This window comes from Buchnera aphidicola (Cinara pseudotaxifoliae) (assembly GCF_900128595.1).
Lineage (GTDB): Bacteria > Pseudomonadota > Gammaproteobacteria > Enterobacterales > Enterobacteriaceae > Buchnera_F > Buchnera_F aphidicola_J.
The window spans coordinates 365,490-381,635 of record NZ_LT635893.1 but is presented as its reverse complement, the minus strand read 5'-3'; the positions used below and the strand labels follow the sequence as shown (position 1 = coordinate 381,635).

The following is a 16,146-nucleotide window of genomic DNA, read 5'->3' as shown; positions in this document are numbered from 1 at the left end:
CTAAAAAAAAAATATATGATATAATCACTTCACGAATTAAATAGGTTGGTATTTTAGTTCTTTAAAAATTTGGATATGATAAAAATTTAGAAAAACACCTGTGGGTTGTAAGGTTAAGCATAATAAGCGTATTTGGTGGATGCCTAGGCATTCAGAGGCGATGAAGGACGTGCTAATCTGCGATAAGCATCGGTGAGCTGATATGAAGCGTTATTATCCGATGATTTCCGAATGGGGAAACCCGTTGTTAAAACAACATTATTAACTGAATAAATAGGTTAATAAAGCAAACCAAGGGAACTGAAACATCTAAGTACCTTGAGGAAAAAAAATCAATTGAGATTCCCTTAGTAGTGGCGAGCGAAAAGGGAGCAGCCCAGAATCAAAAAGGACTAAAAATATAGCAGAATAGTGTGGAAAAACTAACGATACAAGGTGATAGTCCTGTATGTGAAGTATTTTTTTTCTAGGATTCAGAAAGTAGAACGGGACACGAGAAATCTTGTTTGAAGACAGGGGGACCATCCTCTAAGGCTAAATACTCCTGAATGACCGATAGTGAACTAGTACCGTAAGGGAAAGGCGAAAAGAACCCCGGTTAGGGGAGTGAAATAGATCCTGAAACCAAATACGTACAATCAGTAGGAGCTTGTAATTTTTAAAAGTGACTGCGTACCTTTTGTATAATGGGTCAGCGACTTGTATTTTGTAGCAAGGTTAACTAATAAGGGAGCCGTAGGGAAACCGAGTCTTAAATGGGCGATTTTTTAGAGTTGCAAGATACAGACCCGAAACCCGGTGATCTAGCCATGAGCAGGTTGAAGGTTGGGTAAAACCAACTGGAGGACCGAACCGACTGATGTTGAAAAATCAGCGGATGACTTGTGGTTAGGGGTGAAAGGCCAATCAAACCGGGAGATAGCTGGTTCTCCCCGAAAGCTATTTAGGTAGCGCCTCGTGAATTCATCTTCGGGGGTAGAGCACTGTTTTGACTAGGGGGCCATCCCGGCCTACCAAATCAACGCAAACTCCGAATACCGAAGAATGCTATCACGGGAGACACACAGCGGGTGCTAACGTTCGTTGTGGAAAGGGAAACAACCCAGACCGTCAGCTAAGGTCCCTAAATCATAGTTAAGTGGGAAACGATGTGAGAAGGCATAAACAGCCAGGATGTTGGCTTAGAAGCAGCCATCATTTAAAGAAAGCGTAATAGCTCACTGGTTTAGTCGGCTTGCGCGGAAGATATAACGGGGCTAAATTATGTACCGAAGCTACGGCAATAAATATATTTTTTATTGGGTAGGGGAGCGTTCTGTAAGCCTGTGAAGATGTTCTGAAAAGAACATTGGAGGTATCAGAAGTGCGAATGCTGACATGAGTAACGATAAAGTAGGTGAAAAACCTACTCGCCGAAAAACCAAGGTTTCCTGTCCAACGTTAATCGGGGCAGGGTAAGTCGACCCCTAAGGTGAGGCCGACAGGCGTAGTCGATGGGAAACTAGTTAATATTCTAGTACTTATTTTTTACTGCGATGGGGAAACGGAGAAGGTTAGGTTATCCGGGGGTTGGTAGTCTCGGTTTAAGTATGTAGGATGGAAAATTAGGAAAATCCGATTTTCTGTATAAGTCTAAGATACGAATACTAGTTATGTAAATAACAAAGTAACTAATACCACGCTTCCAAGAAAATCCTCTAAGCATATAGGTGAATTGTAAATCGTACCCGAAACCGACACAGGTGGTTAAGTAGAGTATACTAAGGCGCTTGAGAGAACCTGGATGAAGGAACTAGGCAAAATAGTGCCGTAACTTCGGGAGAAGGCACGCTAACATATAAGTGTAAAAATTTACTTTTGAAGCTTAAGTTAGTCGCAGATACCAGCTGGCTGCAACTGTTTATTAAAAACACAGCACTGTGCAAACACGAAAGTGGACGTATACGGTGTGACGCCTGCCCGGTGCCGGAAGGTTAATCGATGAAGTTAAGGGAAACCTAAAGCTTTTGACTGAAGCCCCGGTAAACGGCGGCCGTAACTATAACGGTCCTAAGGTAGCGAAATTCCTTGTCGGGTAAGTTCCGACCTGCACGAATGGCGTAATGATGGCCAGGCTGTCTCCATCCAGGACTCAGTGAAATTGAATTTGCTGTGAAGATGCAGTGTACCCGCGGCAAGACGGAAAGACCCCGTGAACCTTTACTATAGCTTGACATTGAAAATTGATTTTTGTTGTGTAGGATAGGTGGGAGACGGAGAATTTGATACGCAAGTATCATTGGAGTCAACCTTGAAATACCACCCTATAAAAATTGTTTTTCTAATCTAGTATCGTAATCCGGTACAGAGACAGTGTCTGGTGGGTAGTTTGACTGGGGCGGTCTCCTCCCAAAGAGTAACGGAGGAGCACAAAGATTGGCTAATTACGGTCGGACATCGTAAGGTTAGTGTAAAGGCATAAGCCAGTTTAACTGCAAGCATGATAATGCGAGCAGATGCGAAAGCAGGTCTTAGTGATCCGGTGGTTTCTGTATGGAAAGGCCATCGCTCAACAAATAAAAGGTACTCCGGGGATAACAGGCTTATACCGCCCAAGAGTTCATATCGACGGCGGTGTTTGGCACCTCGATGTCGGCTCATCACATCCTGGGGCTGAAGCAGGTCCCAAGGGTATGGCTGTTCGCCATTTAAAGTGGTACGCGAGCTGGGTTTAGAACGTCGTGAGACAGTTCGGTCCCTATCTGCCGTGGGCGTAGGAAAATTGAGAGGGGCTGCTTCTAGTACGAGAGGACCGAAGTGGACGTATCCCTGGTGTTCGGGTTGTCATGCCAATGGCATTGCCCGGTAGCTAAATACGGAAGAGATAAGTGCTGAAAGCATCTAAACACGAAACTCGCCTCAAGATTAGTTTTCCCTGAAATATATAAAATATATTTACTGAAGGGACGTTGTAGACTACGACGTAGATAGGCTAGGTGTGTAAGCATAGTGATATGTTCAGCTAACTAGTACTAATGACCCGAGAGGCTTAACCTTACAACACCAGAGGTGTTTTTCTAAAAAATAAAACCTGGCAACAATAGTGTTATGGTACCACCTGAATCCATTTCGAACTCAGAAGTGAAACATTTCAACGCCAATGGTAGTACAAGGTCTCCTTGTGTGAGAGTAGGACATTGCCAGGTATTATTTTTTTTTATTTAATTTTTATCATATTTTAAATTTTTATATTCTTATTTATATCTATTGTTTTTTTAATTTTTTAATTTAATGTACATATTTTTTACATGAAATATTTATATTGTATATAAGATATTACGAATATATATTAGATTTATTATTTATAAATAATGTATTTACTATAGGTATAAGTTTTAGCTTACATTTTTCATTCTAAGGTAATATATAGATGTCCAAGATTAAAGGTAATGTAAAATGGTTTAATGAATCTAAAGGTTTTGGTTTCATTACACCGGAAGATGGAAGCAAAGATGTTTTTGTTCATTTCTCTGCTATTCAAAGCAACGGATTTAAAACTTTGGCAGAAGGTCAAAGTGTTGAATTTGAAATTACCGAAGGCGCAAAAGGCCCGTCAGCTGCTAACGTAGTTAGTTTGTAAGAAAATTATTAAAAATTTTTATACACAAACTACATATATAGTAGTGCTTTTGCGATGCGGATTTAAAAATACCGCATCGCAAAATCTTTTATAGTACCATTCTTACTAAATGAATTTTACTCAATTCTTTATATAAGTTTTTTATTTGTATAAAATTTTTTGCACAAATAGTGATTGAGATAGATAAATATGTTCCTTTATTGCTAGATTTTATATCTGGCGCATAATCCCCTGGGATGTGTGTTTGCACAATTTTAATTATATTGTTGGTCAGTTCTGGTTGAGCTAACCCTATTACTTTATAGGTAAAGTTACATGGAAATTTCAGCATTTTTTCTAGTTTATTATTCATTTTTATACTCTTAATTAATCAATATTTTATTTATTAGTTAAATAGATTTAATTTTATACATTATATTTTGTTTATAATTAAATAAAATAATATTTTTTGTATTAAAAAGTAGAAATTTAATTTTATAAAAATATATACTGATATTTTATCATATATTTTCTGTATTTTTTATTTTATGTGTATTAAGAGCATGAATATGTTAAAAATTTTTAACACTTTAACGAAAAAAAAAGAGAAAGTTCAATTTTCTTATTCTAAAATAATCAATATTTATGTATGCGGTGTTACTGTATATGATTTATGTCATATTGGTCATGCGCGTACTTTTCTTGTTTTTGATATAATTAAACGCTATTTAGAGTATTTAGGGTATAAAACTTGTTACGTACGAAATATTACTGATATAGATGATAAGATTATTTATACTGCTAATCGAAACAATGAATCTATTGACGTTCTTGTTAAACGTATGATTAAACATATGCATAAAGATTTTTTATGTTTAAATTTGCAAGATCCTGATTATGAACCTAAAGTTACTAGATGCATGCAAGATATAATTTCATTTATAGAGATTTTACTAAAAAAAAATTTTGCTTATATTGCTGATAATAAAGATATTTTGTTTTCTATCAAACAATATAATAGTTATGGAATTTTATCACGTAGAAAAAAACTGTGTTGTTTACACGACACTGTATCGTATGACGATTCTATCTATAATGAATCTAATGATTTTGTTTTATGGAAACATAGTATAAATAAATCTGATCCACACTGGATATCTCCTTGGGGTCCGGGAAGACCTGGATGGCATATTGAATGTTCTGCTATTATAAATAAATTTTTTAAAAATGGAGTTAATATTCATGGAGGAGGAATTGATTTATTGTTTCCTCATCATGAAAATGAATTAGCTCAATTAAAAAGTATAAAAAGTTCTTTTTCTATTAAATTTTGGATACATGTTGGTATGGTGATTATAAATAACCATAAAATGTCAAAATCATTGTCTAATACTGTATTTATACGTGATTTATTACATAAATATGATCCTGAAGTAATAAGGTTCTACATCCTCTCTACTCACTATAGGCACCCCTTAGTTTTTCGAGAAAAAAATTTAAACGCTTCTCAGAATATTTTAAAAAAAATATATGTTTCTTTGCTATATCACAATATTCAATGTACACATACTAATGATCAGAAAAAATTACGAAATACGTTTAAAGAAAAATTTTTTTCTGCTATGAATGATGACTTTAATACTCCTAAAGCATGTTTGATATTGCAAAAGTTATCGCAGTATATTAATAAGATTAAAAAATCTAGAGATATACTTTTATACAATTCTTTATCTAAAGATTTGATTTTTTTTGGAAATGTTTTAGGATTGTTAAATCACGATCCTAAAAATTTTTTACGTTCTTTTACCAATAAAATGTCTAGAAGTCAGATTAATATAGTAGAAAAATTAGTACGTATGCGAGATTCTTACCGTAATAATAAAAAATGGAATTTAGCGGATATGATTCGAAAAAAGTTATTAAAATTAGGGGTCACTATAAAAGATGGTAATGAACGTTCAACATATAAATTTATTTATAAAAATTAATAAATTTACATAAATACCACATTTTGTAAAAAATAATATTTAAGACATTAATTTGATTGTTAAAGAACTTTTTGTATTTTGTAGTTTTCTTGACTATATATTTTTAGTTGTTTATTTAAAGTTATTTTTATTACTTTTTTCTATTAATTAAATTAATTAGATTTTGTATCTCATATACTATTCGTAAACCTGCCTATAAAAAATTTTTATAATGTATCTTATAAACAATATATGATTAATTTTGTTTATTTATTGGATATATAATTCTTTATATATTTAAAATTATTGATATTTTATTAGTTTTTACGTATAATTACATTGAAATATTTTTCGCGCTCTTAGCTCAATTTGGATAGAGCAACAGCCTTCTAAGCTGTAGGTTACAGGTTCAATTCCTGTAGAGCGCAAAAATTTAATTATTTTTTATTATTTTTATTTATATATAAAATAATTTTTTTGTTTATTTCATGAATAGATTTATTTGCATTTATTTCTATATATTTAACATTTTGTTTTAAATCCTCTTTTTTAAACCAATCTATAAGTGGAGTAGTCAATTTCCTATACTCCTCTAATCTAGTGATAATGATTTTTTTGTCATCATCTTTTCTCTTACTTAATAATTCACCAGTTAAATCATCTTTATTTTTTCTTTTAGGAGGATTAAACGTTTTATGGTAAGTTCTTCCTGATGAAGTATGTATTAGTCTTCCAGTAATTCTATTAAGAATGTTATGAGTACTGATTTTTAAATGTATAACAAATTGCATTTTTATATGCTTTTTTAATGATTCAGCTTGTTTAATAGTTCTTGGAAAACCATCTAATATAAATTTATTAAAACAATTTTTTTTTTTAATTTTTTTTTTGATTAAATTTATAATAAAAGAATTGTTTACTAATTTCCCTTGATTTATTTTGTTTTCTATATAACTTTTTGTTTTTTCATTCTTTTTGCTTTCTTGGCGTAATATTTCTCCGGCAGAAATAAAAGGTATATAAAAATATTTTGATAACAACTGTGTTTGTGTGCCTTTTCCGCTTCCAGGGGCTCCAAGCATAATGATACGCATAATAATACAATTGTCCTTAGAATAATTTCTTTTATATAAATAACATTTATATATATATTTGTAATATATTTTTTATTGTAATAGTAAAGTATTAAGTCTATTAATAAAAATATGAGGATTTTCTAGAGTTCCTTTTTCTGCTAAAACAGATTGTTCGAACAATATTTTTATCCAATTAGAAAATTCTAATTCATTGTCTATTTTTTGTATTTTTTTAACTAACGGATGTGTTGGGTTAATTTCTAATATATATTTTATTTTAGGAATAGGTTGTCCTGCAGCGCTAAATATTTTAGCCATCTGAGTACTCATATCATTCGTATCTGTTAAAACTATAGCAGGAGTGTTGTTTAATCGATATGTTATACGTACATCTTTAACTTTGTTTTTTAGTATTTTTTTTATTTTTTCAATAAAGTTATCAAATATTTTTTTATCATCATTATTGTTATTCTGATTAGATATTAATTCTTTTAAAGAATCATCAGCTTTACTAACTGATTGAAATTTAATATTATTATAATCAGTTAAATAATTCATCATCCATTCGTCAATTCTATCTGATAGTAATAAAACATCAATTTTTTTTTCTTTAAAAATTTCTAAATGAGGACTATTTAAAGCTGATTTATAGCTATCAGAAGTTAAAAAATATATTTTATTTTGTCCTTTTACCATATTATCAATATATCTTTTTAGAGACAATGTTTGTTCTTCCGAACCTACTTGTATTGAAGAAAATCTTAATAAATTAGCAATAATTTTTTGATTTTCAGAATCTTCTGCTAAACCTTCTTTAATTACTAATCCAAATATATTCCAAAATTTTTGATATTTCTTATCGTTATCTAACGATAATGTGTGTAATATTTTTAAAATACGTTTGGTAAGCGTTTTTCGTAAAATATTAGTAATACTGCTATCTTGTAATATTTCTCTAGAAATATTTAAAGGAAGATCTTGTGAATCTATAATTCCTTTAACGAAACGCAAATAATTTGGAAGGAATTGCGTAGCTTCATCCATAATAAACACATGTTTCACATATAATTTTAAACCATGTTTATTTTCACGGTGCCACATATCCCAAGTTGCTTTTTTTGGAATATACAATAAACTGATGTATTCTTGATTACCTTCAACTGTATTATGACTCCAAGTTAATGGTTTTTCAGAATCGTGTGTTATGTATTTATAAAATTCTTGATAATCTTTTTTTTTGATGTTATTTTTATTTTGTGTCCATAGAGCTTGTGCTTCGTTAATTTTTTCCCAAGAAATTATTTTTGTTTTTTTGTCATAATTATCAATTTCAATAGGTATTGAAATATGGTCAGAATATTTTTTTATTATTTGTTTAACTTTCCAATTGTCTAAAAATTCTTGTTCTGAGGGTTTCAAAGATAAAACAATTTTTGTTCCGTGTTCTTTTGTAGAAAATTTCTCTATTGAGTATTCTCCTTTTCCTTCAGAAATCCATAATATTCCACTTTCAGTTTTTTTTGCAGACGCGTGTTTTGTATATACTGAAACTTTTTCAGATACTATAAAAGAAGAATAAAAACCTACTCCAAATTGGCCTATAAATTCATTTTTTTCTTGATTTTTAATATTTTTCATTTGATTTAAAAAAGATTTTGTTCCAGATTTTGCTATAGTACCTAAATTATTTATTACTTCTTTTTCAGTCATACCTATTCCATTATCTGAAATAATGATTTCATTTTCTGTTTTTTTTACTGAAATTTGTATTTTAGGTATATATGTATTTTTTGTATATTTTTCTGGATTATATAATTTTTCAAATCTTAGTTTTTCTATTGCATCAGAAGCGTTAGAAATTAATTCTCTTAAAAAAATTTCCTTATTTGAATACAATGAATGAATCATGAGATGTAGTAGTTCTTTTACTTCTGATTTAAAAACATGTATTTTTTTGTTTTTATCTTTCATATGTAAATCCTATAGTTTTTAGTATTAAATGAATTGATTATTAATATTCTATATTTATATATTATAACTGATTTTTATCATATAAAAAGATTATTTATTGGATTTATTGTTTGGATTAATGAACTCAGAATTTAATAGTATTTTTTTTTGTTGTATTTTTGTGATTTTTTTAACAGCATCATTAATCGCTGCAGTAATCAAATCTTGTAATAATTTTTTGTTATTTTCATTCCACAATTCTTCACTAATATTTACTGATTTACAAGCATAGTTTCCGTTCATAATAATAGAAACTAAATCAATACCTGATTTTCCTGTAACATTAACCATATTTATATCTTGTTGTATTTTTTCTATTTTTTTTTGCATGTTTTTAGCTTGTTTTAAGATTTCATTAATTTTTTCATTAGTATACATTTTGTTTTCTTTCTGGTAAGTGGAATTATATATATAAATATTTTAGATTTTTTGAATGATTTTTTTAAATAAATATTTAAAATTTTTAAAATACTATTCTTTATGATTCTTATTATAAGATATTATTTTTTTCTTGTATATACTGATAGATTTGAAAAAATATTATTTCAATACCTATTCTAGGATCGGGAGCATATTTTAAATATTTGGATCCTTGAATAAGAATTTTACAATAATTTTGTATATCTTTAAATAAAATTTTTTTAGATAAATTATAGATTTTTATATCGTATTGTGAAAATTTATTTATTTTGTACTCTTTTTTTAATGAATTAATTTTCACTATAGATAAATTATGAAAAAAGGTTATCAGTGATTTTAGGATATTACTATATTGTATACTGGTTTGTTCTGCATAGTCTAATATATTTAATGTTTTATTAATATTATTACTAATGATACTTTCAGCTAATTGCAGCGTATTTTTTTTATCAAATATTCCTATTAAATTATTGATAGTTTTTATGTCTACAGTTTTATCTTTTGTAGAACAGATTATTAATTCAAGAGTATTTATTGCGTTTCTAATACTTCCACGAGCATGCCATGCAATAATGTTTAATGTTTCTTTGTTTACATAAATTTTTTCTTTTTTTAATTTTTCATTTAAATAATCTGATATAACTTTTGAAGTTATGCGTGGTAAATATATGTGAAGACAACGAGAAATAATAGTATTAGGTATTTTTTTTAAATATGTAGTTGCCAGAATAAATTTTATATATTTTGGAGGTTCTTCTAATATTTTTAATAATGCATTAAAACTATTTTTTGATAACATATGTATTTCATCAATTAAATAAATTTTGAATCTTCCTTGGATTGGAGGATATTTTGTTGAATCTAAAATAGCTTTAATATCTTCTATTCTGGTTCTGGAAGCTGCATCGAGTTCTATAAAATCTAAAAATTTACCTTTTTCTATTGAAATACAATTATTACATTTTCGACAGGGTTTAGAGGTAATTCCTTGATTACAGTTTAGGCTTTTAGCCAATATTCTTGCTATAGTAGTTTTTCCTACTCCATGTATTCCTGAAAATAACCAAGATTGATGGATTCGTTTTAAATCAAGACTATTTTTTATGATACGAATTATATATTTATGTCCTACAATTTGATTAAAATCTTGTGGTCGCCATTTATTAGATAATATTTGATATTCCATTTTTCTCCTTTTTTCAATGTTAATGTAAATATTTTTATTGAATTGATGTTTTTTTCTTGACTTTTTTAAGATATTACTATCTAATAATAATAATATTAAATTAATTAGTATGTATTTTTGATTTTTTCTGTTAGAGGATCTTACTTTAACGCTATATATTTAAATATCTGGTCAGATCTGGAAAGAAGCAGCCAAATTAAATTTTATAGGTGTTAAAAAAACCTCTAACAGATTTATAAAATTTTTTTATAAATTTTAGATTAAAGCGATTTTTTATTTTCTTGATAAGAATACATTAAATAATACAATCCTTTTTTCTTGATTAATTTTTCATGCGACCCTCTTTCTACTACTTTTCCTTTATCTAAAACAATGATCATATCAGCGTCTATTATAGTAGATAATCTATGGGCTATAATTATTACTGTAGATTTCTTTCGAATAGATGATAATATTTTTTGTATCTTTTGTTCAGATTCTGAATCTATATTAGCGGTGGCTTCATCAAAAATTAGTATTTTAGGATTGGATACTAATATTCTAGCGATACCAATGAGTTGTTTTTCTCCTTGCGAAAGATTATTGCCTTGCTGACCTAATATAGACATGTAACCATCTGGTAAATTATTAATTAATTCTTTTAACTGACTTTTTTTTAGTGCACTAATGATTTTTTTTTTTTCTATTTTTCTGTCTAATGAAATATTTTTAATTAAATTTCTATATAAAATAGTAGGTTCTTGTTGAACAATAGCAATACTTTGACGTAATGTCTTATGTGAAAGGGAATTTATTGGTTTTTTGTCTATATATATTATACCTTGAGTTACAGTATAATGTCCTAAAATTAAATTTGATAAGGTTGTTTTCCCGCTTCCGGTTTTTCCAACTAATGCTATACAACTTTTATCAGGTATATTGATGTTTATATTTTTTAAAATGTTTTTTTTTGTTTTTGGATATTTAAAAAATACGTTATGTAATTTAATTTGACCGCTATTCAATAGTGAAGTATCATTTCCATAGATTTGTATAGGAGAATCTATAAATTTAAAGATTCTTTCTGAAGATACAATAGCTTGCTGTAGTATGGTTTGTTGATTAGCGATTGTTATTATAGGTTCGTTAAGATTTCTTAAATAATTTATAAAAGTGTGTAAAATACTGATTTTTATTATTAATGTAGGAAATAAATGTAATATTAAAATAATAGAAGATAAAATTATAGAAGATATTAAATTTAATAATGGTCTTAACAATAATCCATCGATTTTTAATATATTCATTTTATTGATGTAATTACTTTGATTAATAATATTTATTTGTTTAATAAAATTTTTTTCTTGATTAAATTGTTGAATTATTGTAATTCCTTTAATTATTTCGCTAATAGTATTGTTAAATTTTGATGATGAATTTTTTATTTTTTTAATTATTGGTTTGCTATAATATTGATGGATTGTAATAATAATTATTATTATTGGAGTAATTATAGAGCTAATTAACGCCATTCTCCATTCTAATATAAACATAGCTGTAAGAATTATAGTAAATAATGTGAAATTCTTTAAGAAAGATGATACAATTACTTCATAGAATTCTTTTACTGATTCTGTATCATTTACTATTTTTGTAACTACTGAGCTTATTGGTTTTTTGTCAAATATTTTCATTGGTTGTTGTAGTGCGATTTTCATCATGTTAACTCTTAATTCAGTAATTATGTCGGTAGAAAGTTTACTGAAATAAATATTATATAAATAATTAAATAATGATGATAATATTTGCAATATTGTAAAATAAATTATTAGTAATATTATAGATTTTTTTTTAAATGTATTATTATTAATAATATTATTAATGAAATTACTTAATATAATTGGACTAGAAATTTCTGTAATTGTAGATAATACAATTAACATACATGAAAATATTAGTGAAAATTTTTTTTCTGAGTAATAAGATAATAATCTTTTTATTATCTTCCATGAAGAGTACTTATTTTCTTCCATTATTTTTTCCTATATAAATTGAATGGTATATTCATGTATGATTATTATTGTTTAAATTTTTGATAATTATACATTCTAGAATACCAATTTTTTTGAAGTAATAATTGCGCATGTGATCCTTGTTGTAGAACAGTACCGTTTTTTAAGACAATAATATTATTGAATTTTTCTAATATTGATAATCGATGTGTTACAACTATAGTTGTTATATTGTTTTTTTTAGTATATTTGTGGATATTTTTAATTATTTTTTTTTCTGTATCATGGTCTACAGCAGATAATGGATCATCTAAAATAAAAATTTTGGATGATATTAAAAAAGCTCTAGCAATTGTAATTCTTTGTTTTTGACCTCCTGATAATTTGATTCCCTTTTCTCCAATTTGAGTGTAATATCCTTGTGGTAATTTTTTTATATCTTCGTGTATGCACGCTAATTTAGCTACATGTTTAATTTCTTGAAAAGTAGCATCTGGTTTTCCGAAAGCGATATTATTTAATACATTAGTAGAAAATAAAAAAGGTGTTTGATTTACTACTGATACAATAGAACGCCATTGTTTTAACTTTATATGATTAATATCATGCTGACAACATTTTATTTGTCCTTTGGATATGAAAAAATGTTTTTGTATTAATCGGATTAAAGTAGTTTTTCCGGATCCTGTTGGACCGCAAATCCCTAAAGTTGTGTTATTAGATATTATGAATTTTATATTATATAAAGAGTTATTTTTTCTAAAAGGAAAAGAGAATTTTTTTATATTTATATATAAATTAAGTGGATCATTAATATTAATACTACCGATAGGTGTATTTTTTTTGTTTGTGTAATTAATTATTTTTTTTATTCTTTGCCACGAAACCTTACTGCGCTCCAAAATATTAAACATCCATGCAAAGGCAAGTATTGGCCAAATCATAGATCCTAAATATAATATAAAACTTGTTAATTGTCCGAATGTTAATTGTTTTTGGGTAATTAAAAAACTTCCTCCTAATATTGCAAATAAATTGGATAGAGCAATTGAAAGATGAATAATAGGATCAAATTGTGCATCTATTTTTGATACTTGGAGATTTTTTTGTCCTACTTTAAATGCTAAAGAAGAAAATTTTTTTGTTTCTAGTTTTTCTAGCCCAAAATTTCGTATCATGTGTATATTACTTAGACTATCTTGTGTTTGATTATTTAAAAAAGAAAAATATTTTTGTGATTTTTGAAAGTTTTTGTATAATAATTTTCCATATCTTTGCATCATAACCGCCATTATAGGCATAGGTATTAAAGCAAATAAAGATAATTTCCAATTTGTTTGTGCACACATCATAACAATTATTGAACATCCTGAAATAACAGAATCGACGATTGTCAAAATACCTTCTCCTGTTGAAAACACGATTCTATCAATATCACTAGTTGCTCTGGATATTAAATCACCAATTCTATGTTTTGAATAAAATGTTGCATCTTGTTTTAATAAAGAAGAACAAAATTTTATTCGTAATTGAGAAGTTAATTGATTTGATGCGCTAAATAATAAAATTCTCCAAAAATATTTTAATATGTAAATAATAATAGATATTGAAATAATTTTTGATATATTTAATAATATTTGTGAAGTGGATGATTGATGATTTAAAATTAGATCAATGGTAGATCCTGTTATTTTAGAAGGAAGTAATTGTAATAAAGTAATTATAGTAAGTATAAGAAACGTTCCGATATATTTTTTCCATTCCTGAAAAAAAAACCATTTTAATTCTTTTAATAATTCCACATATATGCCTTATTTTAAAATATTAAGTATGTATGATATTAAAAATAACATTTTGTATATAGTTATAAACTATATTAATATTTTTCTTGATTTTGATTGATTTTTTAAGTTTTTGATTGAATTTTTAATTAAAAAGATTATTTAATATTAAAATTATATGTTATTTTAGATTTTTTATATAAATTCTGTAAAATAGCTGTAATAATTTTCATTTTCATATATTGTTTAATTTGTTGAATAACATGTTTTTTGTCTGTAGCATTAATTTTTTTAAAAAATTGTTTTTTTAGTATTATTAACATATATTTTTTATTGGAATTTTTTAATAAAAAGTATATAGATTTATTTGTTTGTAAATTAGGAATATTTTTTATAATATTCATTATTTCTATATTTTTTTTATAAGAGATAGTTTGAGTATTGCTGCTGTATATTGGATTTTTTTTTAAAAAAATTTTTTTTTTATTGTAATCAGTTAATAAAAAATTTTTTATATGTAAATAATTAATTTTATTTTTATGTTTTACTATAAATTCTTTAAAGAATTGTTTTTTTTTTTGTTTTGTTTTCTTTTTGCATAATTTTGTTTGTAATAAATAAATATGATTTTTTGCATTTTTGTAGATTTTTGTAGATTTTTGAATACTAGATTGTTTTTTCAATTTAGTAAAATCTTTTAAAGATGGATATATAGTTTTAGTAGTAACATATTTAATTAAATCATGATAATTTAAAAATTTTTGAATACGTGTTTTTGCATAATTTTTCGGTAATAATTTGTCTAACTGAATTCCCTTTTTTTTTAATAATTTGTTTAGTTTGTTGTTTAAAATCATTTTTTTAAAAAATAAATTATTATATTGAATTTTTTTCTTGATGTACTGATTCAGTTTATTTGCATTTTTTGTATTTGTTTTTTTGATAGAATGTAAGGTAAAAATAAAAAAATTATTTTTATAAAATATTATTTTTGAGCTATCACCTATTTTTTTTAATTGACAATTTTTAATTAAAGCAGGTACATTTTTTTTTTTTGTCCATCCTAAATTAATATCAGTGAAATCATTTTTATTGTGCTTGAACGAAACATTCAAAATTTTTTTTGATAATATTTCATTTTTGATGTTTTTTTTAAGTATATATGCTTTTTTTAAATTATTCGTTTGTATACAATGATAATTGTATTTTTTTTTTGTTATTTTTTTTTTTATTTTATGTAAATATAAATTTATGTTGTGCTGTATATTTTTTTTAGTTGACGATTTTTTTTTTAAATGTATAGTTTTTACTATGTATGATTGATATTTTTGAAGAGTATCTTTATTTAAATATAAGTTTTTTAGCATTTTAGAAGTGTTATTTTTATTAATTAAATTTTTTGTAGAAATTTTAAAATTAGTGATACTTATATTTTTTTTATTTATGATTTTTTTAAATTTTTTTTGTATATCATGTTTGAGCACAATAATTGATTTTAATAAAATTTTTATTAAATATTTTACTGCTATTTTTTTTTGTAAAGCATAAAGATACTGTTTATGTGAATACATAATAAAATTAATAAACTTGAAGTATTTTTCATAATTGAAAGAGCCATTAACTTGAAAATATTTTGACGATAAGATTATTTTTTTTGCATACTTATTTAACATTTTTAAATGTATCTTATCTACATATTGTTTTAATAGTGATTCATTTATTGTTTTGGTAATGATTCTTTGAAAAATATACTGAACGTATTCTTTTTTTTGTATTGAAGTGGACAACATGTTTTTTATGGTTTTTTGTTCATTTTTTTTAATAATTTGATAGTTTAATTGTAATATTGGTGGATAAATTTTTTCTTGATTAATAGTTATTAAAGGTAGAGGGTTATTGTATACAAAAAAATTTGATATATTACTTAATACAATAGATAATATAATTATTGTAGTAATAATTATTAAAATATTTTTTTTATAAAAATTTTTTAGTGCTGATATAGTCATAAGGACCTTTTAGATTACTAATGTCGTTATTTAAGATGTTTGTTTTATAGATTCATAACTAGCAAGAATATAATGTTTGCTAGCTATGTTATATAAAGTAAAATTTTC

Annotated in this window: 10 protein-coding genes, 1 tRNA gene, 2 rRNA genes and 1 other RNA gene; 6 read left to right on the top strand and 8 right to left on the bottom strand. The window is 26.3% G+C overall.

The genetic code is table 11. The features are described from left to right. The first annotated feature begins 111 nt into the window (after positions 1-111). The 3 genes from BUCIPSTX3056_RS01610 (at position 112) to cspE (ending at position 3,619) form a co-directional block, all read left to right on the top strand. A 23S ribosomal RNA gene (locus tag BUCIPSTX3056_RS01610) occupies positions 112-3,036 on the top strand. Between the two features lie 33 nt (positions 3,037-3,069). Further along, positions 3,070-3,185, top strand: a 5S ribosomal RNA gene (rrf, locus tag BUCIPSTX3056_RS01605). Between the two features lie 224 nt (positions 3,186-3,409). Next, positions 3,410-3,619 carry a transcription antiterminator/RNA stability regulator CspE gene (cspE, locus tag BUCIPSTX3056_RS01600; protein ID WP_025369112.1) on the top strand — a complete coding sequence of 70 codons (210 nt, stop codon included), beginning with the start codon at positions 3,410-3,412 and terminating at the stop codon, positions 3,617-3,619. An 88-nt stretch (positions 3,620-3,707) separates the two neighbouring features. Here the strand turns inward: cspE and ybeD are convergent, their stop codons facing one another. After that, the gene (gene ybeD, locus BUCIPSTX3056_RS01595; RefSeq protein WP_075474859.1) at positions 3,708-3,971 is read right to left on the bottom strand and encodes a DUF493 family protein YbeD; all 264 of its coding nucleotides are present in this window, start codon (positions 3,969-3,971) and stop codon (positions 3,708-3,710) included. A 196-nt stretch (positions 3,972-4,167) separates the two neighbouring features. Between ybeD and cysS the strand changes: the two genes are divergently transcribed. After that, a complete protein-coding gene (gene cysS, locus BUCIPSTX3056_RS01590) occupies positions 4,168-5,586 on the top strand; it encodes a cysteine--tRNA ligase (RefSeq protein ID WP_075474858.1) in 1,419 nt (472 codons plus the stop codon). A 332-nt stretch (positions 5,587-5,918) separates the two neighbouring features. After that, positions 5,919-5,993 (top strand) — tRNA-Arg (locus tag BUCIPSTX3056_RS01585). 9 nt (positions 5,994-6,002) lie between these two features. Here the strand turns inward: BUCIPSTX3056_RS01585 and BUCIPSTX3056_RS01580 are convergent. The 4 genes from BUCIPSTX3056_RS01580 to dnaX all read right to left on the bottom strand — a co-directional run bounded on the left by BUCIPSTX3056_RS01580 (position 6,003) and on the right by dnaX (position 10,257). Continuing rightward, positions 6,003-6,659 carry an adenylate kinase family protein gene (locus BUCIPSTX3056_RS01580; RefSeq protein ID WP_075474857.1) on the bottom strand — a complete coding sequence of 219 codons (657 nt, stop codon included), beginning with the start codon at positions 6,657-6,659 and terminating at the stop codon, positions 6,003-6,005. A gap of 72 nt (positions 6,660-6,731) precedes the next feature. Then, positions 6,732-8,612 carry a molecular chaperone HtpG gene (gene htpG / locus BUCIPSTX3056_RS01575; RefSeq protein ID WP_075474856.1) on the bottom strand — a complete coding sequence of 627 codons (1,881 nt, stop codon included), beginning with the start codon at positions 8,610-8,612 and terminating at the stop codon, positions 6,732-6,734. A 90-nt stretch (positions 8,613-8,702) separates the two neighbouring features. Beyond that, a complete protein-coding gene (locus tag BUCIPSTX3056_RS01570) occupies positions 8,703-9,029 on the bottom strand; it encodes a YbaB/EbfC family nucleoid-associated protein (protein WP_075474855.1) in 327 nt (108 codons plus the stop codon). Between the two features lie 112 nt (positions 9,030-9,141). Further along, entirely contained in the window at positions 9,142-10,257 is a 1,116-nt protein-coding gene (gene dnaX / locus BUCIPSTX3056_RS01565; RefSeq protein WP_075475023.1) for a DNA polymerase III subunit gamma/tau, read from the bottom strand. 140 nt (positions 10,258-10,397) lie between these two features. Here dnaX and ffs point away from each other — a divergent pair. Further along, an RNA gene (gene ffs, locus BUCIPSTX3056_RS01560) (signal recognition particle sRNA small type) lies at positions 10,398-10,481 on the top strand. A gap of 36 nt (positions 10,482-10,517) precedes the next feature. On the opposite strand, the gene BUCIPSTX3056_RS01555 is transcribed toward ffs, so the two are convergent. The 3 genes from BUCIPSTX3056_RS01555 to BUCIPSTX3056_RS01545 all read right to left on the bottom strand — a co-directional run bounded on the left by BUCIPSTX3056_RS01555 (position 10,518) and on the right by BUCIPSTX3056_RS01545 (position 16,038). Continuing rightward, on the bottom strand, positions 10,518-12,269 hold the full coding sequence (locus tag BUCIPSTX3056_RS01555) for an ABC transporter transmembrane domain-containing protein (RefSeq protein WP_075474854.1): 1,752 nt from the start codon (positions 12,267-12,269) through the stop codon (positions 10,518-10,520). Positions 12,270-12,313: 44 nt separating this feature from the next. After that, positions 12,314-14,050, bottom strand: coding sequence for an ABC transporter transmembrane domain-containing protein (locus tag BUCIPSTX3056_RS01550; RefSeq protein ID WP_075474852.1), 1,737 nt, complete (start codon positions 14,048-14,050; stop codon positions 12,314-12,316). Between the two features lie 137 nt (positions 14,051-14,187). Further along, entirely contained in the window at positions 14,188-16,038 is a 1,851-nt protein-coding gene (locus BUCIPSTX3056_RS01545) for a SurA N-terminal domain-containing protein (RefSeq protein ID WP_075474851.1), read from the bottom strand. Positions 16,039-16,146 lie beyond the last annotated feature (108 nt).

Coding starts and splice junctions, on each gene's coding strand:
- htpG (WP_075474856.1), bottom strand. CDS start 8,612: ATGAAAGATAAAAACAAAAAAATACATGTTTTTAAATCAGAAGTAAAA.
- cspE (WP_025369112.1), top strand. CDS start 3,410: ATGTCCAAGATTAAAGGTAATGTAAAATGGTTTAATGAATCTAAAGGT.
- BUCIPSTX3056_RS01545 (WP_075474851.1), bottom strand. CDS start 16,038: ATGACTATATCAGCACTAAAAAATTTTTATAAAAAAAATATTTTAATA.
- BUCIPSTX3056_RS01555 (WP_075474854.1), bottom strand. CDS start 12,269: ATGGAAGAAAATAAGTACTCTTCATGGAAGATAATAAAAAGATTATTA.
- dnaX (WP_075475023.1), bottom strand. CDS start 10,257: ATGGAATATCAAATATTATCTAATAAATGGCGACCACAAGATTTTAAT.
- BUCIPSTX3056_RS01570 (WP_075474855.1), bottom strand. CDS start 9,029: ATGTATACTAATGAAAAAATTAATGAAATCTTAAAACAAGCTAAAAAC.
- ybeD (WP_075474859.1), bottom strand. CDS start 3,971: ATGAATAATAAACTAGAAAAAATGCTGAAATTTCCATGTAACTTTACC.
- cysS (WP_075474858.1), top strand. CDS start 4,168: ATGTTAAAAATTTTTAACACTTTAACGAAAAAAAAAGAGAAAGTTCAA.
- BUCIPSTX3056_RS01580 (WP_075474857.1), bottom strand. CDS start 6,659: ATGCGTATCATTATGCTTGGAGCCCCTGGAAGCGGAAAAGGCACACAA.